The organism is Cryobacterium sp. N21 (assembly GCF_002929575.1).
Classification (GTDB): domain Bacteria; phylum Actinomycetota; class Actinomycetes; order Actinomycetales; family Microbacteriaceae; genus Cryobacterium; species Cryobacterium flavum.
In genome coordinates this window covers 292204-315284 of record NZ_PJJQ01000036.1, presented here as the reverse complement: position 1 = coordinate 315284, position 23081 = coordinate 292204, and the positions used below count along the sequence as shown (strand labels likewise).

General features: G+C 65.4%; 24 protein-coding genes. 10 read left to right on the top strand and 14 right to left on the bottom strand.

From position 1 onward, the window contains the following. Positions 1-265 precede the first annotated feature (265 nt). The 3 genes from CXY77_RS18140 to CXY77_RS18130 all read right to left on the bottom strand — a co-directional run bounded on the left by CXY77_RS18140 (position 266) and on the right by CXY77_RS18130 (position 3452). Complete coding sequence (locus CXY77_RS18140; protein ID WP_092339752.1) at positions 266-1636, bottom strand: class II 3-deoxy-7-phosphoheptulonate synthase; 1371 nt, start codon at positions 1634-1636, stop codon at positions 266-268. Positions 1637-1735: 99 nt separating this feature from the next. After that, positions 1736-2425: a 1-acyl-sn-glycerol-3-phosphate acyltransferase gene (locus CXY77_RS18135; RefSeq protein WP_092339751.1), complete on the bottom strand. Its 690-nt coding sequence runs from the start codon at positions 2423-2425 to the stop codon at positions 1736-1738. An 82-nt stretch (positions 2426-2507) separates the two neighbouring features. Next, positions 2508-3452, bottom strand: a complete 945-nt coding sequence (locus CXY77_RS18130) for an ROK family glucokinase (protein ID WP_104090716.1) — start codon at positions 3450-3452, stop codon at positions 2508-2510. Positions 3453-3626: 174 nt separating this feature from the next. Between CXY77_RS18130 and CXY77_RS18125 the strand changes: the two genes are divergently transcribed. Beyond that, on the top strand, positions 3627-5459 hold the full coding sequence (locus tag CXY77_RS18125) for a long-chain fatty acid--CoA ligase (protein ID WP_104130660.1): 1833 nt from the start codon (positions 3627-3629) through the stop codon (positions 5457-5459). A 155-nt stretch (positions 5460-5614) separates the two neighbouring features. Here CXY77_RS18125 and CXY77_RS18120 read toward each other — a convergent pair whose 3' ends face one another. Genes CXY77_RS18120 through CXY77_RS18110 form a run of 3 tightly spaced genes read right to left on the bottom strand, consistent with a single transcriptional unit; the run spans position 5615 to position 10936 of the window. Then, the gene (locus CXY77_RS18120; RefSeq protein WP_092339748.1) at positions 5615-6106 is read right to left on the bottom strand and encodes a peptide deformylase; all 492 of its coding nucleotides are present in this window, start codon (positions 6104-6106) and stop codon (positions 5615-5617) included. Between the two features lie 54 nt (positions 6107-6160). Next, on the bottom strand, positions 6161-7495 hold the full coding sequence (locus tag CXY77_RS18115) for a MinD/ParA family protein (RefSeq protein WP_233197508.1): 1335 nt from the start codon (positions 7493-7495) through the stop codon (positions 6161-6163). A gap of 36 nt (positions 7496-7531) precedes the next feature. Continuing rightward, positions 7532-10936, bottom strand: coding sequence for a pyruvate carboxylase (locus CXY77_RS18110; protein ID WP_092339746.1), 3405 nt, complete (start codon positions 10934-10936; stop codon positions 7532-7534). Between the two features lie 78 nt (positions 10937-11014). On the opposite strand from CXY77_RS18110, the gene CXY77_RS18105 reads away from it, so the two are divergent. Then, positions 11015-11827, top strand: coding sequence for a ParA family protein (locus CXY77_RS18105; RefSeq protein ID WP_092339745.1), 813 nt, complete (start codon positions 11015-11017; stop codon positions 11825-11827). Positions 11828-11944: 117 nt separating this feature from the next. Here CXY77_RS18105 and CXY77_RS18100 read toward each other — a convergent pair whose 3' ends face one another. The 7 genes from CXY77_RS18100 to CXY77_RS18070 all read right to left on the bottom strand — a co-directional run bounded on the left by CXY77_RS18100 (position 11945) and on the right by CXY77_RS18070 (position 16485). Continuing rightward, the gene (locus CXY77_RS18100; protein WP_092339744.1) at positions 11945-12496 is read right to left on the bottom strand and encodes a MerR family transcriptional regulator; all 552 of its coding nucleotides are present in this window, start codon (positions 12494-12496) and stop codon (positions 11945-11947) included. A 288-nt stretch (positions 12497-12784) separates the two neighbouring features. After that, a complete protein-coding gene (locus CXY77_RS18095; protein ID WP_369827364.1) occupies positions 12785-13483 on the bottom strand; it encodes a MerR family transcriptional regulator in 699 nt (232 codons plus the stop codon). A 29-nt stretch (positions 13484-13512) separates the two neighbouring features. Beyond that, positions 13513-13947, bottom strand: a complete 435-nt coding sequence (locus CXY77_RS18090; RefSeq protein ID WP_092339870.1) for an FHA domain-containing protein — start codon at positions 13945-13947, stop codon at positions 13513-13515. Positions 13948-14137: 190 nt separating this feature from the next. Continuing rightward, complete coding sequence (locus CXY77_RS18085; RefSeq protein ID WP_233197507.1) at positions 14138-14755, bottom strand: CDP-alcohol phosphatidyltransferase family protein; 618 nt, start codon at positions 14753-14755, stop codon at positions 14138-14140. A 30-nt stretch (positions 14756-14785) separates the two neighbouring features. Then, positions 14786-15301, bottom strand: coding sequence for an NUDIX domain-containing protein (locus CXY77_RS18080; RefSeq protein ID WP_092339743.1), 516 nt, complete (start codon positions 15299-15301; stop codon positions 14786-14788). 56 nt (positions 15302-15357) lie between these two features. Further along, entirely contained in the window at positions 15358-15906 is a 549-nt protein-coding gene (locus tag CXY77_RS18075; RefSeq protein WP_092339742.1) for an adenine phosphoribosyltransferase, read from the bottom strand. 9 nt (positions 15907-15915) lie between these two features. Continuing rightward, positions 15916-16485 (bottom strand): MarR family winged helix-turn-helix transcriptional regulator, encoded by a 570-nt coding sequence (locus CXY77_RS18070; protein ID WP_092339741.1) that lies wholly within the window; start codon positions 16483-16485, stop codon positions 15916-15918. An 82-nt stretch (positions 16486-16567) separates the two neighbouring features. Here CXY77_RS18070 and idi point away from each other — a divergent pair, with 82 nt between their 5' ends. The 8 genes from idi to CXY77_RS18030 are packed head-to-tail and all read left to right on the top strand — an operon-like array spanning position 16568 to position 22649. Further along, entirely contained in the window at positions 16568-17107 is a 540-nt protein-coding gene (gene idi, locus CXY77_RS18065) for an isopentenyl-diphosphate Delta-isomerase (RefSeq protein WP_092339740.1), read from the top strand. Then, positions 17100-18146 carry a polyprenyl synthetase family protein gene (locus tag CXY77_RS18060; RefSeq protein ID WP_158252881.1) on the top strand — a complete coding sequence of 349 codons (1047 nt, stop codon included), beginning with the start codon at positions 17100-17102 and terminating at the stop codon, positions 18144-18146. The genes idi and CXY77_RS18060 overlap by 8 nt, the downstream gene beginning before the upstream one ends. Continuing rightward, positions 18146-19054, top strand: a complete 909-nt coding sequence (locus CXY77_RS18055) for a squalene/phytoene synthase family protein (RefSeq protein ID WP_092339738.1) — start codon at positions 18146-18148, stop codon at positions 19052-19054. The genes CXY77_RS18060 and CXY77_RS18055 overlap by 1 nt, the downstream gene beginning before the upstream one ends. Further along, positions 19051-20709 (top strand): phytoene desaturase family protein, encoded by a 1659-nt coding sequence (gene crtI / locus CXY77_RS18050; protein WP_104130659.1) that lies wholly within the window; start codon positions 19051-19053, stop codon positions 20707-20709. Before CXY77_RS18055 ends, crtI begins: the two co-directional genes overlap by 4 nt. After that, positions 20706-21029, top strand: a complete 324-nt coding sequence (locus tag CXY77_RS18045) for a lycopene cyclase domain-containing protein (RefSeq protein ID WP_092339736.1) — start codon at positions 20706-20708, stop codon at positions 21027-21029. The genes crtI and CXY77_RS18045 overlap by 4 nt, the downstream gene beginning before the upstream one ends. After that, complete coding sequence (locus CXY77_RS18040; protein ID WP_092339735.1) at positions 21026-21346, top strand: lycopene cyclase domain-containing protein; 321 nt, start codon at positions 21026-21028, stop codon at positions 21344-21346. Before CXY77_RS18045 ends, CXY77_RS18040 begins: the two co-directional genes overlap by 4 nt. Next, a complete protein-coding gene (locus CXY77_RS18035; protein ID WP_104130658.1) occupies positions 21339-22238 on the top strand; it encodes a prenyltransferase in 900 nt (299 codons plus the stop codon). The genes CXY77_RS18040 and CXY77_RS18035 overlap by 8 nt, the downstream gene beginning before the upstream one ends. 33 nt (positions 22239-22271) lie before the next feature. After that, entirely contained in the window at positions 22272-22649 is a 378-nt protein-coding gene (locus CXY77_RS18030) for an RNA-binding S4 domain-containing protein (protein ID WP_092339733.1), read from the top strand. 101 nt (positions 22650-22750) lie between these two features. On the opposite strand, the gene csrA is transcribed toward CXY77_RS18030, so the two are convergent. Continuing rightward, a complete protein-coding gene (gene csrA / locus CXY77_RS18025; RefSeq protein WP_104130657.1) occupies positions 22751-23077 on the bottom strand; it encodes a carbon storage regulator CsrA in 327 nt (108 codons plus the stop codon). Positions 23078-23081 lie beyond the last annotated feature (4 nt).

Below are 23081 nucleotides of genomic sequence, written 5' to 3'. Positions count from 1 at the left end.
TGTTTCGGCGGTCTTGCGCACGCTGGTTGTTGAGCCTGTCGAAACACGCGCAAGGCCTCCGGAACATCGCAATGTTTGAGCGAGGAGCGGATGACCCGCCTCCTTGTGTTGGCCGCCTCATGAACGTTCCGGGCGGAACGACGCAACTCGCCGCATCCGCTCACCGGGCCCACCTTATGGCCACGGGCCCAGTTTATAAGCTGGGCCCGGGGACGGGGCCTGGGCCCCGTCCAGAGAATGGGGCGGGCGGGGCTAGCGGGCGGGGCTAGCGGGCGGCCAGCTCCTCGGCCACCAGGAAGGCCAGTTCCAGGGACTGCATGTGGTTCAGGCGCGGGTCGCAGAGCGACTCGTAGCGGGTCGCCAGGGCGGCCTCATCGATGTGCTCCGACCCGCCGAGGCACTCGGTGACGTCGTCGCCGGTGAGCTCCACGTGAATTCCGCCCGGGTGTGTGCCGACGGCGCGGTGTGCCTCGAAGAAGCCCTTGACCTCGTCGACGACGTCATCGAACCGACGGGTCTTGTAGCCGGTCGGTGTGGTGACACCGTTGCCGTGCATCGGGTCAGTCACCCACAGCGGTGTCGCCTCGCTCGCCTTGATGGCTTCGAGCAGCGGCGGCAGGGCGTCCCGAATCTTGCCGGAACCCATGCGCGTGATGAAGGTCAGGCGACCGGGTTCGCGGTTCGGGTCGAGCTTGTCGACGAGGCGCAGCATGTCGTCGGCCGAGGTGGCCGGGCCGAGCTTGACACCGATCGGGTTGCGTACCCGCGACAAAAAGTCCACGTGCGCGCCGTCGAGGTCGCGGGTACGCTCCCCGATCCAGATGAAGTGGGCCGAGGTGTTGTACGGCGTTCCGGTGCGGGAGTCGATGCGGGTCATCGGGCGCTCGTAGTCCATCAGCAGGCCCTCGTGGCTGGTGTAGAACTCCGTTCGGCGCATCGCCTCGAAGTCGGCGCCGCAGGCGATCATGAATTTGATCGCGCGGTCAATCTCCTTGGCCACCTTCTCGTACTGCTGGTTGGCCGGGTTGGCGGCGAAGCCCTGATTCCAGCTGTGCACCTGACGCAGGTCGGCGAAGCCACCCTGCGTGAACGCACGAATCAGATTGAGGGTCGACGCCGACGTGTGGTAGGCCTTGACGAGCCGGTCCGGGTCGGCCTCGCGCGACTCGGGCGTGAACGGGTAGCCGTTGACGATATCGCCGCGGTACGCCGGCAGCGTCACGTCGCCGCGGGTTTCGAAGTCGCTCGAGCGGGGCTTGGCGAACTGGCCGGCCATGCGCCCCATCTTGATCACCGGCATCGACGCACCGTAGGTGAGCACGACGGCCATCTGCAGCACGGTCTTGACCCGGTTGCGAATCTGATCGGCCGTGGCCCCGCTGAACGTCTCGGCGCAGTCGCCGCCCTGCAGCAGGAAACCCTGCCCGCCGGCCGCCTGAGCGAGCCGGTCGCGCAGAATGTCGACCTCACCGGCGAAGACCAGCGGCGGCTGCGTCGCCAGTTCAGCGGATGCCGCAGCCACCTTGGCCGCGTCGGGCCAGGTCGGCTGCTGCTTGATCGGTAGGGTGCGCCAGTGGTCCAGACCCGTGATGACAGAGGCTTCTGCGGCAACAATGGGCTCGGTGGGGTCTACCACGGGATAGTTCCTGTTTTCTGTACTGGACCGGTGACGCGCACCGAACCGAAATGGATGAGGTGCCGCAGCGCGCAAAGCGCAGACAGCACTTCTGGCAGCCTAGCGCGAAAGGCTGGCCCGCTTCTCTTTGACCGAGGAGGCGTAGACGTCGACGTACTCCTGCGTGCTGAGTCGCTGCAGTTCGTACATGAGCTCGTCGGTGACGCTCCGCAGCACGAACCGGTCGCCCTCCATTCCCTCAAAGCGGGTGAAGTCGAGCGGTGTGCCGATCACAATGCCGATCCGCCGCACCTGCGGAATCCTGGTGCCGGTCGGCATGGCCTTCTCGGTATCAATCATGGCCACCGGAATGACCGTCACGCCCGATTCCAGCACCATGCGGGCTACCCCGGTGCGCCCGCGATACAGGCGGGAGTCCGGGCTGCGAGTGCCCTCCGGATAGATTCCGAGGATGCGACCCTCGCCGAGTACCCGCAGGCCGGTATTGAGCGAATCCTCCGAGGCTTTACCGCCCGACCGGTCGATCGGAAGCTGCCCGGCGGCGGTGAGAAACTGCCGGGTCGCCCAGCCTTTCAGGCCTTTGCCGGTGAAATAGTCGCTCTTGGCCAGAAACGCCACGCGGCGCGGCACGACCAGCGGCAGAAACACCGAGTCGATGAACGACAGGTGATTGCTGGCCAAAATGACCGGCCCGGTCTTGGGAATGTTCTCCAGGCCGATGATCCACGGTCGAAACAGCGAGAGCAGCAGCGGGCCGATGACGATGTTCTTCATGATCCAATAGAACACTCGCACTCCTTTATCCGACTAGAAAAGCTTAGTCTGCCCGCCGCATCGAAGCGGAGGCCGCCCCGACGTCCATAGCGCCCGATCAACGCACCGCGTGCAGCCGGGCCAGATCGGCCGCGCCGACCACGCCGGCGTCATTCACCAGCTGGGCGATGGCGAACTCCGCTTCGGGGTGGTAGCCGCGCGCCGGCAGGTAGTCGAGGTAGGCCGCGCGAATCGGTTCGAGCAGCAGGTCGCCGGCGGCCGCCACTCCCCCGCCGAACACGAACACCTGCGGGTCGAGTACGGCGCCGAGGCTCGCGCAGGCCTGTCCGAGGGCACCGCCGAGCTGGCGCAGGGCAGCGAGGGCGCCGCCGTCACCGTCCTGGATCAGACGCCCCACCTCTTTGCCGGTGAGTTTGCCGCGCCGCTCGCGGGCGCCGGCCAGGCCGAGACCGATGCCGCCGGCATCCGCGAATTCGTTGGCGATGCGCAGCAGCGCCCGACCGGAGCCATATTGTTCCAGGCAGCCGTGCGCGCCACAGCCGCAGGGCAGCCCGTCGGGAACCACCCGGAGGTGGCCGAGTTCGGCGCCGGCACCGAAGCCGCCGCGGAACAGGGCATTATTCGTCACGATCGCCCCGCCGACGCCGGTGCCGACGGTCAGGGTGACCATGTCGGTGTACGGCCGGCCCGCGCCGAAGCGAAACTCAGCCCAGCCGGCCGCATTGGCATCGTTTTCGATGATGATGGGCAGGTCGAGCCGAGCCTCGAGCTTGTCGCGGAACGGCTCGTTGCGCCAGCTGATGTTCGGCGCGTAGTAGACGGTCGACTGGGCGGCGTCGATGAACCCGGCCGCAGCCACCCCCGCAGCGACGACAGCTTCACCCTCGGACAGAGCCAGAATCATTGCGACGACGGTGTCTTCGATCTCGCCCGGGTTGCCGGGCGTGGTCGGCTGCCGGTCAGAGCGGATGATGGTGCCCGCCTCGTCGACCAGCGCCCCGGCAATTTTGGTGCCCCCGATATCGATACCTATGGCGTGCACGGGGCACCTTTCGTTCGGGGCGATCGGGAAGTGGGCTCGCGGCACGGGGCGGCTGCCAGTGACACCCTCTAGAGTGTAGTAAACCAGTTTGCCGCTGGACGAAACACCCGCTCAACGCAGAATTCTTCGGCGCTCGAGCAGGCGGCACGTTCAGCCGGTACCAAAGGAGTTGCCGTGAAACAGTTTGATATGCCCGCCGTCGTTCCCGCCGATCCTGGCGCCAACATCACCGACCTGCTCATGGACCGCCTCGCCGCGACTCCCGACCTCATTCTGTTCTCGCTGCCGCGGGGCGGCCAGTGGCTTCCCGTGACCACTCGGGAGTTCCACACCCAGGTGGTGGCACTGGCCAAAGGTTTCGTCGCCGCAGGCATCGAGCCCGGCGACAAGATCGGGCTCATCTGCAAGACCCGCTACGAGTGGACCCTGATCGACTTCGCCGTCTGGTTCGCCGGAGCAATTCTGGTACCGGTCTATGAGACCAGCTCGCCCAGCCAGGTACAGTGGAACCTCAGCGACTCTGGCGCCATGGCGGTCATCGTCGAAACCGCAGACCATTTCGCGCGCTTTGACGAGGTGCACCCGGAGCTGGCCGCCATTGGTTCGGTCTGGCAGATCGACCTGGGCGACCTCGACAAGCTCGTGGCCGGGGGCGTCGAGGTGACGGACTCCGAGATCGAACGCCGCCGCAACCTCGCCGTCGGCGACGACATGGCCACCCTCATCTACACCTCCGGTTCAACCGGCAAGCCCAAGGGCTGCGTGCTCACCCACGCGAACTTCCTCGAGACCAGCCGCAACGCTGCGGTAGCCCTGAAGGAAGTCTTGGTTCACCCCGAGGGCGCCTCGACCCTGCTGTTCATCACGACTGCCCACGTCTTTGCCCGATTCATCTCGGTCTTGTGCGTGCACGTCGGCGTGCGCGTCGGGCACCAAGCTGACACCAAAACGCTCCTGGCCGCGCTCGGCAGCTTTCAGCCGACCTTTCTACTCGCAGTGCCGCGGGTGTTCGAAAAGGTCTACAACTCGGCCCAGCAGAAGGCTGTCGCCGGCGGCAAGGGCAAGATCTTCGATGCTGCGGCCCACGTGGCCGTTGAGCATTCCAAGCTGGTGCAAGCCGAAACGCCGATTCCGCTCGGCATGAAGATCAAGTTCGCGCTGTTCGACAAGCTCGTCTACAGCAAGTTGCGGGCCGCGATGGGCGGCAAAGTCGTTTGGGCGGTCTCCGGTTCGGCGCCGCTGGGTGCTCACCTCGGTCACTTCTTCAAGAGCCTGGGTATCGTCATTCTCGAGGGCTACGGTCTGACCGAGACGACGGCCCCGGCCACCGTTGGGCTGGCCACCCGGGCCAAAATCGGCACTGTCGGGCCGCCCCTGCCGGGTGTCTCGGTGCGCGTCATGGACGACGGCGAGATCGAGGTCAAGGGCGTCAACGTCTTCAAGGAGTACTGGAAGAACCCGCAGGCCACCGCGGACGCCTTCGATGACGGCTGGTTGAAAACCGGCGACATCGGTGATTTCGACGCCGACGGTTTTCTCACCATCACCGGACGCAAGAAGGAAATCATCGTGACGGCCGGCGGCAAGAACGTGGCCCCGGCGGCGCTCGAAGACCCCATTCGCGCGAATCCGCTGATCGGCCAGGTCGTCGTCGTCGGCGACCAGAAGCCGTTCATAGGCGCGCTCATCACGCTGGACCCCGACATGCTGCCGGTGTGGTTGAACAACAATCAAGAGGATGCCGGAATGTCGCTCGCGCAGGCATCCGTCAATAAGACTGTGCTCGCGGAGATTCAGCGCGCGGTCGACCATGCCAATGAGGGTGTGTCGCGGGCGGAGTCGATTCGTAAATTCACGCTGCTGGCGATTGAGCTCACCGAGGACAGCGGGCATCTAACGCCGAAGATGAGTATCAAGCGCAATATCATTCTGCGGGACTTCGCCGGTGAGATTGAGGCGATGTACTCTGGGGCGCCGGTTACTGAGGGGATTTCGCTACGCGAGTAGTTTGAGGGCGGGCCCGGCTCACTTTCGTTGTGGGTCGGGTTCGGTGCAGGTAATTGGTGGGTAGGGCTCGGGAAAAGCATTCCGCTTCCCGCTCCCTCACATTCGGACCGCTCGAGGCTTCGCCCGAGCTCGCTGTCCGGAATCCTCGGTGGGGGCTAGAACCAGGTGGACTCTCGGATTTCCTTCATCGCGGCCTTGCGGTTGTCCTTGTCGAGGCGGTCGATGTAGAGGTAGCCGTCGAGGTGATCGGTTTCGTGTTGTAAAGCCTGGGCCATGATGCCGGTGCCGGAGAGCTCGATGAGATTATTGTCGAGGTCGATGCCGGTGACCCGGGCGAACGGGTAGCGCTTGGTGGGGTACCAGAGTCCCGGAACGGAGAGGCAGCCCTCGTCGACGAGGTCGGGCTCTCCGGAGAGTTCAACGACCGTGGGGTTGAGGATGTAGCCGATGACACCGTCGACGTTGTAGCTGAACGCTCGCAGGTTCACGCCGATCTGCGAGGCCGCGACGCCGGCCCGCCCAGGCAGTCGCACGCTGTCGACCAGGTCCTGCACCAGGCCGCGCACCCGGTCGTCGATCCCGTCGATGGGGTCGGAGACGGTCTTCAGCACCGGATCTCCGAAGAGACGGATCTGGCGTTCGGGCACGGGGAGACTCCTCGGTAGGCGGGTGGTGTGAAAGACGAACGAGCGCGCGGCTCGCTACAGGTTGCGGTCGGTGGGGAGCCCCTCGACGACCAGTTCGGCGAGCGTTCGTGCTGCCAGCCGGGTGATCGGCTTGAGATCTTTGTAGGAGACGACGCTGCCGGCGGCAAGTTGAGGGTCGTAGGGGATGCGCACGATCTCGCGTACGCGGGAGCGAAAGTGCGACTCGATTTCTTCGAGGCGAACCAGGTTGGTGCCCTGGGTGGCGGTGTTGAGGGCGACGATCGCGTTGCGCACGAGGTCGCCGTAGCCGTTGGCTTCGAGCCAGGTGAGAGTTTCGGAGGCCAGACGGGCCTCGTCGACGCTGCCGCCGGAGACGATCACGATGGAGTCGGCGCGCTGCAGGGTGGCCCGCATGACCGAGTGCACGATGCCGGTACCGCAGTCGGTGAGCGCGATCGAGTAGTAGCGGGCCGCGAGGTCGGCGACGACGTTGTAGTCGTTCTCGTCGAACGCCTCGGAGAGCAGCGGGTCGGTGTCGGAGGCGAGAATGTCGAGGCGGGTTTCGTCGCGGGAGACCAGAGCGGAGAAGTCGGTGAAGTTGCCGATCGACGCGGCCTTGGAGACGACGTCGCGCACGGTCGACCTGGTCTGCTTGCTCACGCGTTCGGAGAGTGTGCCGCGGTCGGGGTTGGCGTCGATGGCGATGATGCGGTCGTCGCGGGCATCCGCCAGGGCCATTCCGAGCAGGGTCGTGACCGTGGTCTTGCCGACGCCGCCCTTGCGGGTGAGAATCGGAACGAACCGCGTGCCGCCCTCAAACTGGCGGCGGATGCGCTCGTCCATCTCCTTGTAGGCCTGCACCTTGGCGGAGTCGCCCACGTTGACCAGGTGCAGAGTGAGGGCGTAGACGAATTCGGGCCAGGAGCCCTGCGGCGCCTTGCGGGTCTTACGGTTGACCGCGAGCAGGCGATCAGAGGTGAGCATGGCGGCCGACTCGGGGGCCGTGCTGTTTTCGGTACGGATGCGGTCGCGCCGAACTGTGGAGGCGGCATCCGCTCGGGAGAGCGATTCGATGGCCGAGCTAGCCCCTGCTGAACGGGCCGGCGCCGGCGTCGAGATTTCAACGGTGTGGGTGGCCGGGGTGGACACGATCCGGGTCGTGTCGAGGCCGGTGCCCCTGGCCGACCGGCCCACGGCAGGCACCGAGCGGCGGGGCCCGACCGGCACCTCGATCGGAACGCTCAGGCTCTCGGGCAGGGACGCAGCGAGGTTGTCGATCGTATGCGGCGGCAACTCGCTGTGATAGTCGTCGCGCTCGTCACGGGTTCGCTTGGCGGCAGACACCGGTCGCGCGGGCGCGCTCTGGTCGTCAGTACGTTTGTCTGGCACGGGTACATCCTCAACTGGTCGATAACGGCCCTAATCTTAGCGCGGACGCACAACCACGAGCAGATCGCCCGCATCGACTTGCTGGGTGAGCGGGACGGCGACACGTTCGATGGTTCCGGCGATCGAGGTGGTGATCGCCGCTTCCATTTTCATGGCTTCGATCGACGCGACGCTTTGGCCGGCTTCAACGTGAGCGCCTTCCTCGACCTGCAGGGTGACCACGCCGGAGAAGGGTGCGGCGATCTGGCCGGGCTGGTTGGCATCCGCTTTTTCGGCGATCTTGGTCTGCACCGTGATGCTCGTGTCGCGCACGAACACCGGGCGCAGCTGGCCGTTGAGGATGGTCATGACGGTGCGCATACCCTTGTCGTCGGCTTCACCGATGGCTTCCAGGCCCACGTAGAGTCGCACGCCCTTAGCGATTTCGACGGCGTGTTCCTGGCCCTGCTGCAGGCCGTAGAGGTAATCGACGGTATCGATGACAGACAGGTCACCGTAGCTTTCCTTGACCTGTTCGAACTGGCGGGTCGGCGCCGGGAACAACAGCTGGTTGAGCATCGCGCGACGTTCGGCACTCGATGCGCCGAGGGCGGTGCGCTCCCCCGCGGTGATCTCGGTGACACCAACGCGTACGTCGCGGCCCGCGAGCACCTTGGTGCGGAACGGCTCCGGCCAGCCGCCGGGCAGTTCGCCGAGCTCGCCAGCCATGAATCCGATGACGGAGTCGGGCACGTCGTACTTGTCAGGGTTCGCCTCGAAGTCGGCCGGGTCGGCCTTCACCGCGGCGAGGTAGAGGGCGAGGTCGCCGACCACCTTCGAAGACGGGGTCACCTTGGGCACGCGGCCGAGGATAGTGTTCGCGGCGGTGTACATGTCTTCGATTAGTTCGAAGTGGTCGGCCAGGCCGAGCGCGACGGCCTGGGTGCGCAGGTTGGAGAGCTGCCCGCCCGGGATCTCGTGCGAGTAGACCCGGCCGGTCGGGGCGGAGAGGCCCGATTCGAACGGCGTGTACAGGGTGCGCACGGCCTCCCAGTACGGTTCGAGGTCGGTCGTGGCCTTGAGCGAAATGCCGGTGTCCCGTTCGGTGTGAGCGAGGGCCGCCACCAGTGAGGATGCCGACGGCTGGCTGGTCGTGCCGGCCATCGGAGCCGAGGCCACGTCCACGGCGTCGGCGCCCGCACGGGCTGCGGCGAGCAGGGTGGCCAGCTGGCCGCCCGGAGTGTCGTGGGTGTGCACGTGCACGGGCAGGTCGAAGCGTTCGCGGAACGCGCTAACGAGCTTCTCGGCTGCGCTCGGGCGGAGCAGCCCGGCCATGTCCTTGATGCCGATGACGTGGGCGCCGCTTTCGACGATCTGGTCGGCCAGGCGCAGGTAATAGTCGAGGGTGTAGAGGTTCTCGGCCGGGTCGAGCAGGTCGCCGGTGTAGCAGACGGCAACCTCGGCCAGGGCGGTACCGGTGTTCAGCACCGCGTCGATGGCCGGGCGCATCTGTGACACGTCGTTGAGGGCGTCGAAGATGCGAAAGATGTCCACGCCGGTGTCCGTGGCCTCTCGCACGAACGCGTCGGTCACCTCGGTCGGGTACGGGGTGTAGCCCACCGTGTTGCGGCCGCGCAGCAGCATCTGCAGGTTAATGTTCGGCAGGGCTTCCCGCAGGGCGGCGAGGCGTTCCCACGGGTCTTCGCCGAGAAAACGCAGCGCCACGTCGTAGGTAGCGCCGCCCCAGCCCTCGACCGAGAGCAGCTGCGGGGTCAGCCGGGCCACATACGGTGCCACGGCCACGAGATCTTTGGTACGCACCCGGGTCGCCAGCAGCGACTGGTGGGCATCCCGGAACGTCGTGTCGGTGACGGCCAGAGCGGTTTGGGCCCGAAGATCGGCGGCGAATTTGGTCGGGCCGAGCAGCTGCAGCTTCTGGCGGGAGCCGTCGGGGGCCGGGGTCGTGATGTCGAACTGCGGCAGCTTGTCGCGCGGGTGCACCGTGGTCGGCGGCACGCCGTTGGGCTGGTTGACCGTGACCTCGGCAAGCCAATTGAGAATCTTGGTGCCGCGGTCCTTGGATTCCCGGCCGCGCAGCAGCTCGGGGCGTTCGTCGATGAACGAGGTGCTCAGGTCGCCGGCGGCGAAGTCGGGGTCGTCGAGCACCGCCTGCAGAAAAGAGATGTTGGTGGAGACGCCGCGGATACGGAACTCGGCCAGCGCACGCTTGGACCGCACCACGGCGGCTGCATAGTCACGGCCGCGGCAGGTGAGCTTGGCGAGCATCGAGTCGAAGTGCGGGCTGATCTGCGCGCCCGTGTTGACCGTGCCACCATCCAAGCGGATGCCGGCGCCGCCGGGTGACCGGTAGGTGGTGATCTTGCCGGTGTCCGGGCGGAACCCGGCCGCGGGGTCCTCGGTGGTGATGCGGCACTGCAGTGCCGCGCCGCGCAGGCGGATCTCGCCCTGCGTGAGGCCGATCTCGGCCAGGGTCTCCCCCGCCGCGATGCGGATCTGCGCCTGCACGAGGTCGACATCGGTGACCTCTTCGGTCACGGTGTGCTCCACCTGGATGCGCGGGTTCATTTCGATGAACACGTGCTGGCCGGCGCGTTCGCCGACGGTGTCGAGCAGGAACTCCACGGTGCCGGCGTTGACGTACCCGATGGAACGGGCGAACTTGATGGCGTCGGCGTAGAGCTGCACCCGGATCTCATCGCTCAGGTTCGGCGCCGGAGCGATCTCGATGACCTTCTGGTGGCGACGCTGTACCGAGCAGTCGCGCTCGAACAGATGCACCGTCTCACCGGCGGCATCCGCCAGAATCTGCACTTCGATGTGGCGGGGGCGCAGCACTGCGGCCTCGAGGAACATCGTGGCGTCGCCGAACGCGCTGTTCGCCTCGCGCATGGCTTCTTCGAGGGCTCCGCGCAGCTCGCTCTTCTTGGCGACGCGGCGCATGCCGCGCCCGCCACCGCCAGCGACGGCCTTGGCGAAGATCGGGAAGCCGATTTCGTCGGCCTGGCTAATGAGCAGTTCGACGTCGGTCGATGGCTGCGTCGATTTCAACACCGGAACGCCGGCCGCAATGGCGTGCTCTTTCGCGGTGACCTTATTGCCGGCCATTTCGAGCACGTCGGCGCCGGGGCCGATGAAGGTGATGCCGGCCTGGGCGCACGCATCGGCGAGCTCGGGGTTCTCCGACAGAAAACCGTAGCCGGGGTAGATGGCATCAGCGCCACATTCCTTGGCCACCCGGATGATTTCACTCACGTCCAGATACGCGCGAACCGGATGCCCGGTCTCACCAATCTGGTACGCCTCGTCGGCTTTCAGACGGTGCAACGAGTTGCGATCCTCGAATGGAAACACCGCCACAGTCTTGGCTCCGAGCTCGTACGCCGCGCGCATGGCACGGATCGCGATCTCTCCGCGGTTGGCAACAAGGATTTTCTCAAACATGCAAGCCTTTCGAGGGCGTACGGGGCGCACAGCTAACGGTTAGGTTCTCTAACACTAGTGAAGGTAACCTTGCTACTCATGCACGTACTCAGCGTAAGTTCCCTCAAGGGTGGTGTCGGCAAGACCACTGTGACCCTTGGTCTGGCTTCTGCTGCCTTCGCCCGCGGCGTGCGCACACTCGTCGTGGATCTCGATCCGCAGTCTGACGTGTCAACCGGTATGGATATCCAGGTAGCCGGTCACCTCAACGTTGCCGATGTTCTCGGCTCGCCCAAGGAAAAGACGGTGCGCGCGGCTATTGCCCCGAGCGGCTGGACCCGCAACCGTCCCGGCACGATCGACGTCATGATCGGCAGTCCGTCGGCGATCAACTTTGACGGGCCGCACCCGAGCATCCGCGATATCTGGAAACTCGAGGAAGCGCTCTCGACGATCGAGAAAGACTATGAGCTCGTGCTCATCGACTGTGCACCGTCGCTCAACGCCCTCACCCGCACCGCGTGGGCCGCGAGCGACCGCGTCGCGGTCGTTACAGAGCCCGGCCTGTTCTCGGTTGCTGCAGCAGACCGTGCGCTGCGCGCGATCGAAGAAATTCGCCGAGGCCTCAGCCCGCGCCTGCAGCCGCTCGGCATCATTGTGAACCGGGCCCGCACGGCGTCGCTCGAGCACCAGTTTCGCATCAAGGAGTTACGCGACATGTTTGGGCCGCTCGTGCTCAGCCCGCAACTGCCGGAGCGTACGTCGCTGCAGCAGGCGCAGGGCGCCGCGAAGCCGCTGCACATCTGGCCGGGCGACAGTGCGCTCGAGATGGCGGGCTACTTCGACCAGTTGCTCGACCGGGTGCTGCGCACGGCGCGCATCGGCGAGTACGCCGAGGCCCCTGCGGTCTAGTTCGAACCTAGGCTTCTGCGAGGTCGCTAAATCGAGCCTGGGCTTCTGCGCAGATGCAGCTTGGCCAGAATTCCAGCGCACCGCGAATGGCGGGCACCTGGGACCGAAAAGCGGATGCTAGGAGATTTTGCGGGTGGAACGACGGGCGGCGAGCTCGTCGGCGGGGTCGACCGGATGCATGTCGAGTTCGACCAGGCTAGTCTCGACCTCGCGGAGAACTTTGCCCACGGCGATCCCGAAGACGCCCTGGCCGCGGCTGACCAGGTCGATGACCTCATCGTTGGAGGTGCACAGGTAGACGCTCGCGCCGTCGCTCATGAGCGTGGTCTGGGCGAGGTCGCTGATTCCCGACTCGCGCAGCTGGTTGACCGCGGTGCGAATCTGTTGCAGAGAGATGCCGGTGTCGAGCAGACGTTTGACAAGCTTGAGCACGAGGATGTCGCGAAAGCCGTAGAGGCGCTGGGAACCAGAACCGGCCGCGCCACGCACTGTGGGTTCGACCAGGCCGGTGCGGGCCCAGTAGTCGAGCTGACGGTAGCTGATGCCGGCCGCACGCGCGGCGACAGCGCCGCGGTAGCCGGAGTTTTCATCAAGCTCGGGCATGCCATCGGTGAACAGCAGTCCTAACGAGTAACGCGAAGCGTCAGCGTCAGGCTTGAGCTCACTCATATGGGTTGCCTCTCGGGGGTTACGCGGTGCCGTGACCTGCAGCTGCGATGAAGCGAGCGTAAAGCCACTGTGTTGCGGAATTATCTGTGGTGCGGATGTGAACGGAATACTGATGTTATGACGATGTCCTGCTGTGGATCGCTCTACCTACGGTACCGAGGTGAAGTGCCTCGCAGCATGACATTCGCGTGACCGATTTGGCGTGTCGGTCGAGTGCAGGCGGCCCCGCCAGGAAGCGACCGGATCAAATCGACGACGGTGTCTCTTGAACCTGAATCAGTCTACGACCTAGTTGGTCAGTCGGCCCAGTGCGGAGCGAATCAGGCTGCCTCGAATGACCTCGAGTTGCCCGGCGATCTCGACCGCCATTTCAGCTGCCTTCGCCCGGCTGGAGGCGTCTTTACGCCGGGCGAGCGGCACGAGCGCACTTTCGATGAGGCCGAGTTCGCGTTCCGCCGCACCGCGAAAGCCTCGGAGGTGCCGCGGTTCGATTCCACTGCGTTGCAGCTCGACGAGGGCCCGCAGCACGTGCAGCACGCTGTCGCCGTAGTGTTCGGCGGGCAGAATGATCGACGCGGAGACAGCATCGTGCAGGAGCGTGGCGGATGCCCCGGCTTCGCGCAGCAGTTCGTCGCGGGTGAGACGACGCGACGTGCCGAGCATCGACGCTCCGGGGGTGGTTCCGCCAGGCAAGACCGGCGACAGCCCGGCATCCAGATCATCCAGATAGGAGCGGATGACCTTCAAGGGAAGGTACTGATAGCGCTGCATCGACAGGATCAGTCGCAGGCGATCGACGTCGCTGGTGCAGAACTTGCGGTAGCCGGATTCCGTGCGGGCCGGGGCGACGAGGCCCTGTTCCTCGAGAAAGCGCAGCTTCGACGGAGTCAGTTCGGTGAATTCCGGGGTGAGGCGTGCCAAGACCTGGCCGATACTCAGCAGCGGCGCTGATCCCGGAGCTTGCCCTTGAGCTTCCGACACAGACACGGAACGAGCCTGGGCGGAGTTTGCCGCCACTACTCGCTCGCCGCGCGGGCGAGGTCGAGGCGCGACGCGTAGAAGGTGAGACGAAACTTGCCGACCTGCACCTCGGCGCCGTCGGTCAGAGCGGCGGTTTCGATGCGCTCACCATCGAAGTACGTGCCGTTGAGCGAGCCGAGGTCTTTCACCGTGAAGGTTGTGCCGTTACGCAGGAACTCGGCGTGCCGACGCGAGACCGTGACGTCGTCGAGAAAGATGTCGGCGTTCGGGTGGCGACCGACGCTCGTGAGATCGGCGTCCAGCAGAAAACGGGCACCGGCATTGGGTCCGCGACGAACGACCATGAGCGCCGACCCGGAGGGCAGAGCGGCGATGGATTCCTGTTCCTCGGCCGTGACGTTCGAGTTGATCGACGCGATCTGGGCGGCGAACTCCTGGCTGAAATTCATCGTTGTGTCGGTGCTGAGCATGTCGTGCACCGTGGTCGATTCGCCGGGCGTCTCGACACCGGTGGAGCCAGGAGTGGAGGATGCTGGGGTGGACTGCGCCTTGCTGGGCATTGCTTCGCCTGTCGTCGGGTTTTCGGGCTGATCTGTGGGCACGGGCTCGTTCTGCTCCTCGGAATTATTCTTTCCGGCTAGATCGACCATCATGCACCTCCTATCGTTCCAGCGTATCGGAAGATACACCCGGGGCGACCCTTGGCAGCCGAATCACTCGCATCGTTTCAATGGCATAAATAATGCCGGCCCACCAGTACAGAAAAGCGCCCCAGAGGCCGAACGCCCAGCCCATCGGCTGCGACCACCATTCCAGTGCAGGAAAGGCCTGTCCGAGCATGATCATCGGCAGGGCGTAGAACAGGCAGAAGGTCGCCACCTTGCCGAGGTGGTGCACCGGCAGCGGGCCAAACCCATAGTTTGCGAGGATGACGCCCAAGGCCAGCAGAAAGACGTCACGCCCCACGATGACCAACACAATCCACCACGGGACCAGATCGCGCCAGGCGAGTCCGATCAGAGCCGCAAAGATATAGAGGCGATCGGCGGCCGGGTCCAGCAGTTGGCCGAGGCGGGTGATCTGGTTCCAGCGCCGCGCGAGAAACCCGTCGAGCCAGTCGGTGAAACTGGAGATGCTGAGCACGACCAAAGCCCAGGCATCCTCTCCCTGGGCGAGGAGTACGAGAAAAACCGGCACCAGTACCAGCCGCAGCAGGCTCAGCACGTTGGGCAGGGTGAGCACCCGATCGCTCACCACCCCGTTCACTGCCGTCGTCACGAGAAAGAGTCTATCGAGTGGGGCCAGATTTCAATCCAGCCGCCCCCGCAGCGTGGGCCAGCTGGCAGCGAAACCGGGATGAAGGGCGAGCAGATCAACGGAACCAGCCGGAACCCAGCGCAGGGCGATGCTCTCCTGGTCGCTGATCACCGGTTCGAACTCCTCGGTCGCCTCCACGACGACGGTCGTGTACGACCAGAATCCTAGGTCGAATAGGGACGTGAATTTGACCTGCACCAGGTGCGCTGGCACGCCGGCCTCTTCCCTTGCTTCGCGCAGGGCGGCGTCGATCGCACTTTCGTTCTCGTGGCGAGCTCCACCCGGAAGCCCCCACGTATCGCCGAAATGACTCCAGACGGCGCGATGCTGCAGCAACACTCCGAGGCGCGGATGATGAACGAGGAGTCCGGCCGCACCGAATCGGCCCCAGAATTTGCGACCATCGGGAGCGTGAACCCAGGCGTCGCCGCTGTCCCGCCCCGGGCCGACCGGCGGGACGGCCGCCCCGCGCGCGACGCTCGCATCGACACCCGAACTCTCAGTCATGCTCCAAGCATGCCCCACGCAGCCCTGAGGTTCGTGCGAAATTTGGCTCAGCTGACCTAGATCGACATGATCGCGTGTACCGCCGTGGTGCCCAGACGCTCACGACCGTGCAGGTCGGTCAGCTCGAGCACGACACCGACGCCGGTGAGGGTGTAGCCGGCCCGATCGATGAGACGGCTCGTGGCCGCGATCGTGCCTCCCGTGGCGAGGACGTCGTCAAGGATGAGAACGCGGCTGCCGGCCGGCAGCTGGCCGATTTCGAGTTCGAGTCGGGCCGAGCCGTATTCCAACTCGTATTCTTCGGTCAGCACGGTGCCTGGCAGCTTGCCGCCCTTACGCACGGCCAGGACAGCCACGTTCGCCGCGTACCCAACAGCGGCCGCCAGCAGAAAACCGCGAGCCTCGATACCGGCTACGGCATCGAATCGGCCTCGGTGCTGGTCGGCCAGGTCGTCGATGATCGCGCGAAAAGCCACCGCGTCGGCGAATACCGGGTTGAGGTCGCGAAACAGGATATCGGGCTTGGGAAAATCGGGGTACGAGGCCAACAGGGCCTCAACGTAGGAGGCGGCAGATTTCGGCGCAGTGGCAGAGAGTTGAGTCACTGATCCATCTTAAGCGGATGCCGGCTCTCCGCCCGGCGCTGCAGCGGCCGCCGCTTCCCGGGCCACTGTGTCCGGGTGCGGCATCATGGCGATGGCGCTCATCGCGTCAAGAAAATGCACAACGGCCGCCTGGTGGTCGGCGGCGAGCCCCACGGCGACCTGCATGAGCTGCTCGTGCGTGCCCGACAGCGCCTGCCGCATCTGCTCGTGCGAGGACGAGGTAGCGAACAGGCGCTGGGCCCGACCGTCATCCGGGTTCACCTCCCGGCGAATGTGGCCAGACGCCGTGAGTCTGGAGAGGAGCTTCGCGGTGGCGGCCGACGAGATGTTCAGGAATTCGCTGAGATCCTTGGGGCTGGCGACGCGGTTTTGGCGTTCGCAGGCGATGAGGTGACGGATGGCCATCAGGTCTGTTTCATTGATCTGCATCTCAGCCTGGGCGCGGTGACGCATCGCGGCGTCGGCCACGCGAAACCGGCGCACGGCACGCAAAACCTCCATGGCCGAAGAAACTCCGGCGTTCTTGGGGTCGTACCAGTACGTCCCGGGCGCTGGGGGGTTACTCTCATCGTGGGACATATCCCCATGGTAACGTGGGCAGTCGCTAACTTGGTTAGTTATTTCCGATCATGTTAAGGTTAAAAAGAGAAGGGGAGCACACGTGCACACCGCCAATACCCTTGATGAGCACGTAATCCTCCTCGATGACGAGGGCCGCCACATTGGTACCGCGCCGAAGCACAGCATCCACGGATCGGACACCGTCCTGCACCTGGCGTTCTCGTGTTATGTCCTCAATCCGCTCGGCGAAGTGCTCGTCACTCGACGGGCGCTGACCAAGAAGGCTTGGCCGGGTGTCTGGACCAACTCGTTTTGTGGGCATCCGCTTCCCACCGAACCGCTGACGCAGGCCGTCACACGCCGGGCCGGATTTGAACTCGGGCTCGACCTCGACCACATCGATCTCGCACTCCCCCTGTTTCGGTACCGTGCCACCGACAGTAATGGCATCGTCGAGAACGAGATCTGTCCCGTCTATCTGGCCACGACCGTCGCCGAACCCACGCCGAACCCCGACGAGGTCGCCGAATACGCCTGGACCCGCCCCGCAGACCTGTACCGGGCAGTGACGGATGCCCCGTGGGCGTTCAGCCCGTGGATGGCTCTGCAGGTGCAGCAGCTGGACACTTTTCGTGCTTGACACGGTTGCGACGGGCGTCGAAACCGATCTGACCCGGTTTTTCGCGGCCGCACGACTGCGCGCGAGCGACTACGGCGAGCACTATGTGGCGTTGTGGGATTCCCTGGAGCAGGCCAGCAGTGGCGGCAAGCGCGTGCGCCCCGCGCTCGTGCTCGCCGCCTATGCCGGTTTCGGTGGTCGTGATCAGTCCCTGGTAGCACCGGTCGCCGTGAGCTTTGAGCTGCTGCACACGGCATTTCTGATTCACGACGATGTCATCGATCGCGACCTGGCGCGTCGCGGGGTCGCCAACATTGCCGGGCGTTTCAACGACCGGGCGCTCGCGCACGGAGCCGTTGCCGACCAGGCCGGGGTCTGGGCGGCGGCGGCCGCTATTCTCGCTGGCGACCTGGCGCTCAGTGAGGCGCATCGTGCGCTGGCCAAGCTGCCGGTCGACGTGCACACCAGGCTGCGGCTGCTCGACCTGCTCGACCGGGCGGTGTTCGTCTCGGCCGCCGGGGAATTGGCCGACGTGACCAACAGTTCGGCGCAGCATCCGCTCAGCGTGGAGGAGGTCATCACCACCCTGGAGAACAAAACCGCCGTCTACTCCTTCGAAGCGCCGCTCCAAGCCGGGGCGGTGCTTGCCGGAGCCTCGGCCGAGGCGATTCGCCTGCTCGGGCGGTACGGACGTCTCGTCGGGGTGGCCTTTCAGCTCACCGACGATCTGCTCGGGGTGTTCGGCGACCCGGTCAAGACCGGCAAGAGCGTCACCGCCGACCTGCGCGAGGGCAAGCAGACCGCGCTGATCGCCCACGCCGGCGGCACCGAGAGCTGGTCGCTGATTGCACCGTATCTCGGCAAGATCGACCTCAGCGAGGAGGAAGCGGAACGGGCGCGGGAGCACCTGCGCGCCTGCGGTGCGAAAGCGGCCGCTGAGGGGCTGGCCTACGACCATTCTCGACTGGCAGTCGACACGCTCGACCCGGCGATCATTCCCGCCGAGCTGCGGGCAACCCTGATCGAGTTGGCCGAGGCCGCCGTGAATCGGGCCCGCTGATGACGCCGCTGCGAGCTGTATCGGCTCGAACGGTCTCTGACACGAATCTGCTCAAATACGCGGAGACCGCGCGGGCCAGTTCCGCGACGGTGATCGGACACTATTCCACGTCGTTCGGCCTTGCCGCCCGGCTGCTCGACTCCCGGGTGCGCACCCCGGTACGAACGATCTATGCCCTCGTGCGCATCGCCGACGAGATCGTCGACGGAGCCGCCACCGAGGCCGGCGTCGGGATAGAGGAACAGCGGCAGCTGCTCGACGAACTCGAACTAGAAACCGAACGTGCCATCGTGCGTGGTTACAGCACCAATCTGGTCGTGCACGCCTTTGCCGCTACGGCCAGGCAGTGCGGAATCGACTCCAGCCTGATCGCCCCCTTCTTCGCGTCGATGCGCCGTGACCTTGACCCGACCCCGTTCAGCGCCGAGGGCGTAGCCGAGTACATTTACGGTTCAGCCGAGGTGATCGGGCTCATGTGCCTGCGCACTTTCGTGCACTGGTCCCCGCGCAACGACTCCGAACTCAGTGTGCTCGAAGACGGTGCACGCCACCTCGGCGCGGCTTTTCAGAAGATCAATTTTCTGCGCGACTTGTCCTGTGATCGCGAGGTCCTCGGCCGCAATTATTTTCCGGGGATCGACCCGCTGCACCTCACCGACGCGCAGAAGAACGTGATCCTCGACGACATCGATGCCGACCTCGCAATTGCCAGTGCCGTTCTGCCGCTGCTGCCTGCTGGCTGCCGGCGCGCCGTCGCCGCCGCACAGGGCCTGTTCACCCGGCTGTCCCGACGGCTGCGGTCGACCCCGGCCAACCAGTTATTGCGCTCCCGCGTGCGGGTGCCGGATGGAGAGAAACTAATGATCGCCCTGAACTCCACCATCGGCCGCGGCGCGTGGAAGCGATGACACGCACTATCGTGATCGGCGGCGGGATCGCCGGTCTGGCCAGCGCCGCCCTGCTTGCCAGGGAAGGCCACGACGTCACCCTCCTGGAATCCCGCGCCGAACTCGGCGGCCGGGCCGGCCTCTGGGAGACCGAAGGATTTCGCTTCGACACGGGCCCATCGTGGTACCTGATGCCGGAGGTGTTCGAGCACTTCTACCGTTTGTTCGGCTCCAGCGTGGCCGAGCAGCTCGACCTCGTGAAACTCGACCCCGGCTACCGGGTGCTCTTTGAGGGTGACCCTGTTCCGGTGGATATTCGCGCCGACCGGGCCGCAAACATCCGCTTGTTTGAATCGGTGCAGCCGGGGGCAGGACGGGCGCTCGATCGGTATCTCGACTCGGCGACCGAAACCTATGACATGGCCGTGAAGCGATTTCTGTATTCGAGCTACGAATCGTTCCGCCCGTTCCTGGTGCCCGACGTACTGCGCCGGCTCGGGCGACTGGCGCGCCTGCTGCTGCAACCACTCGACAAATTCGTCGCGGGCTTCGTGACTGACGCACGGCTGCGTCAGATTCTCGGGTACCCCGCGGTCTTCCTGGGTTCGGCGCCCAACCTCACGCCGTCGATGTATCACCTGATGAGTCATCTCGACCTCGCCGACGGAGTGCTTTACCCGCAGGGCGGATTCAGCACGCTGATCGACAGCATCGCAGCGATAGCCCGATCCGAAGGCGTTCGAGTGATCACCGAAGCTACGGTCACAGCTGTTCGGGTGAACGGTGACAAAACCGTCGCCGGGGTCAGCTTCCGGGATTCCGCTGGGCAATCGGTGAGCCTCGACTCCGAAAGCGTCGTCTCGGCCGCCGACCTGCACCACACCGAAACCGAATTGCTGCCGACCGCATTGCAGACCTACCCGGAACGCTGGTGGCAGAAGCGCCGGTCGGGCCCGGGAGCCGTGTTGGTCATGCTCGGCGTGAGCGGTGAGCTCCCCCAGCTGCAACACCACTCACTGTTTTTCACGACGGACTGGGGCAAGAACTTCGGCCAGATCTTCGGTAAGACGACATCGGTGCCGTCGCCCGCGTCGCTGTACGTCTGCATGCCGAGCGCGACCGACCCCTCAGTCGCACCGACCGGCGACAGCAACCTGTTCGTGCTCGTGCCCGTTCCGGCCGATGTGACCCTCGGTGCCGGCGGCATCAACGGTGCCGGTTCAGTCACGATCGAGCTGATTGCGGATGCCGCCATCGCGCAGGTCGCCCAGTGGGCCGGAATCCCCGACCTCGCCGCCCGCATCACGGTGCGACGCACCGTCGGCCCGGCCGACTTCGCCGACGACCTGAATAGCTGGAAGGGCGGCGCTCTCGGGCCGGCCCACACGCTACGACAGAGCGCCTTCATGCGCGGATCGAATATGTCGAAGAAGATTTCCGGCCTGTATTACGCTGGCGGTACCACGATTCCCGGCATCGGACTGCCGATGTGCCTGATCAGCGCCGAAATTCTGCTCAAGCGGATACGCCACGACACCACCACCGGACCGCTGCCCGAACCGCTGCCGGCCCGGCCAGGCCGGCCGGCCGTGCCTGGTGGGTTCGGAGGATTCGGAGGATTCGGAGGATTCGGAGGATATTCCGACACCCCAGCGGAGTCTGCGCCGCCCTCGTGAGCGTTCTGTACCTGCTGACGCTGCTGGTCTCGCTTGGAGGCATGGTGGTGCTGGACTGGCGTTTTCGGCTGTTCTTCTGGCGTTCGCCCGGCCGGGCAGCCCTGGTGCTCGGTATCGGTGTGCTGTTCTTTCTCGGTTGGGACCTCGCCGGCATCGGCCTGGGCATCTTCTACCGCGGGGAAACATCGCTGATGACCGGCGTGCAGCTGGCGCCGGAACTGCCGCTCGAGGAATTCTTCTTTCTCACTTTTCTCTGCTACCTCACCATGAACCTGGTGCAGGGGGCCCGGCTGGTTCAGGGCCGGCGGGCTACCAAGTGACCTACCTGCTCCTGAACGCGGTCTTTCTCGCCGTCGCCGCACTCGTAGCCGCAGTGGCCGCCCTACGCCGGTTGATTTCGGCCCGCTTCGTTGCGGGCGTTGCCTCCGCGCTGCTGCTGACCCTGGTACTCACGGCCCTGTTCGATAACCTGATGATTAGGGCTGGATTGTTCAGCTATGACCCGGAGCACATTTCGGGCCTGTTCGTTCTTCTCGCCCCGATCGAAGATTTTGCCTACCCGCTCGCCGCGGCGATTCTGCTTCCGGCGCTGTGGACATTGGTGGGCGGCACCAGGTTAGGACAAACGGATGACTGAGCAGCTCGGCACTTCAGGGTGGAAGGCCCGGCAGGTTGTGCAGTCGTCGCGGCCGCTCAGCTGGATCAACACGGCTTTTCCGTTTGCCGCCGCCTACGTTGTGACCACCGGGCGTGTGGACGCGACGCTGATCGTGGGCACACTGTTCTTTCTGATTCCGTACAACCTGCTGATGTACGGCATCAACGATGTTTTTGATTACGAGTCCGATTTGCGAAACCCCCGGAAGGGCGGCGCCGAGGGGGCACTGCTGCACCCCGCACTGCACCGAACGGTGATTGCCGCGGGCGTCCTCAGCTGTGTGCTTGTCGGCGGTGCGATGGTGTGGTTGGTGGGGGCTGGACATCCGCTCTCCTGGGTCGTGCTTGCCGTCAGCCTGTTCGCTGTGGTGGCGTACTCGGTGCGCGGGTTGCGGTTCAAGGAACGGCCCATTCTGGACTCGATCACCTCGAGCACCCACTTTGTCAGCCCCGCCATCTATGGCCTCGTCGTGGCCGGTGCCACCGTGAACTTCGGGCTGCTGGCCCTGCTCGCCGCCTTCTTTCTGTGGGGCATGGCCAGCCACGCCTTCGGTGCCGTGCAGGACGTCGAGCCCGACCGCCAGGCCGGAATCGCGTCCATCGCGACAGCGCTCGGCGCCTGGCCGACGGTGCGCCTCGCGATCACCTTCTGGGGTCTGGCCGGTCTGCTGATGCTCGCCACCCCCTGGCCAGGGCCGCTCGCCGCGGTGCTGTCCTTTCCCTACATTTTGGCGGCGCTGCCGTTCTGGTCGGTCAGTGACGAGCTGTCCGAGAGCGCCAACCGCGGCTGGAAACGATTTCTCTGGCTCAATTTCTTCACGGGTTTTGTCGTGACCATGCTGCTGATCCTCTGGGTGCGGCAGGGCGGCTGAGTTTCGACTCGGCCCGTTGGCTAGAGTGAAGGGATGGAGCTTACCTCTGCCCGCGTCGACAGTTGGAGCTGGGGCGTGCGCTTGTTCAAAACCCGATCGATGGCCACAACCGCCTGCCGCGCCGGGCACGTGCGGGTGAACGGCGACAAAGCCAAAGCCGCGCAGGCCCTGCACATCGGTGATGAGGTTCGTGTGCGCAGCGACGGTTTCGACCGGGTGCTGATTGTGTCGCGTCTCGTGGTCAAACGGGTCGGCGCCGTGATCGCCGCCGAGTGCTACGTCGACAAGACTCCCCCGCCACCGCCCCGCGAAGAGGTCGCACTCGTGCCGATGCGCGACCGCGGCGCCGGGCGCCCGACCAAGCGCGAGCGCCGAGAGATCGACGAGCTGCGGGGCCATGTCAACGAGTGAGCACTACGACAAACGCACGTCAAAGCGGATGCTGCGCTTGCGCTGACCGCTCAGGCGTGTGTCGGCGGGTGCGGCAGAGCCGGCTTGGGCCGGGGCTCGGCTCATTCCGGCGCTGGGGCCGGTATCGGCGCTTCCGGTGTTACTGCGGGTGCTGGCTGCGCCTGGCGCGACTGGGCCGACTGGGCCGACTGCAGCGCGGCGAGAACGCCGAGGGATCGTTTGATGCGATCTTCGGCGGCGGTGTCGATGTGGCTCGCCGCGAGGTTTGCCTCGCTGACCGCGCGCACGACCTCGTCGCGTTGAATCTTCACGCCCCGCGGTGCGTCGATGCCGATGCGCACACTGTCGCCGCGGGCGTCAAGCACGGTGATGACGATATCGTCACCGATGAGGATCTTTTCCCCCGGTTTGCGTGTCAGAACGAGCATCGTT

What these genes read in the sequence shown, in the direction of transcription:
- CXY77_RS18110 (WP_092339746.1), bottom strand. Translation starts at nt 10,936, where the DNA reads ATGTTTGAGAAAATCCTTGTTGCCAACCGCGGAGAGATCGCGATCCGT.
- CXY77_RS18105 (WP_092339745.1), top strand. Translation starts at nt 11,015, where the DNA reads ATGCACGTACTCAGCGTAAGTTCCCTCAAGGGTGGTGTCGGCAAGACC.
- CXY77_RS18100 (WP_092339744.1), bottom strand. Translation starts at nt 12,496, where the DNA reads ATGAGTGAGCTCAAGCCTGACGCTGACGCTTCGCGTTACTCGTTAGGA.
- CXY77_RS18090 (WP_092339870.1), bottom strand. Translation starts at nt 13,947, where the DNA reads ATGCTCAGCACCGACACAACGATGAATTTCAGCCAGGAGTTCGCCGCC.
- CXY77_RS18080 (WP_092339743.1), bottom strand. Translation starts at nt 15,301, where the DNA reads ATGACTGAGAGTTCGGGTGTCGATGCGAGCGTCGCGCGCGGGGCGGCC.
- CXY77_RS18070 (WP_092339741.1), bottom strand. Translation starts at nt 16,485, where the DNA reads ATGTCCCACGATGAGAGTAACCCCCCAGCGCCCGGGACGTACTGGTAC.
- CXY77_RS18055 (WP_092339738.1), top strand. Translation starts at nt 18,146, where the DNA reads ATGACGCCGCTGCGAGCTGTATCGGCTCGAACGGTCTCTGACACGAAT.
- crtI (WP_104130659.1), top strand. Translation starts at nt 19,051, where the DNA reads ATGACACGCACTATCGTGATCGGCGGCGGGATCGCCGGTCTGGCCAGC.
- CXY77_RS18035 (WP_104130658.1), top strand. Translation starts at nt 21,339, where the DNA reads ATGACTGAGCAGCTCGGCACTTCAGGGTGGAAGGCCCGGCAGGTTGTG.
- CXY77_RS18030 (WP_092339733.1), top strand. Translation starts at nt 22,272, where the DNA reads ATGGAGCTTACCTCTGCCCGCGTCGACAGTTGGAGCTGGGGCGTGCGC.
- csrA (WP_104130657.1), bottom strand. Translation starts at nt 23,077, where the DNA reads ATGCTCGTTCTGACACGCAAACCGGGGGAAAAGATCCTCATCGGTGAC.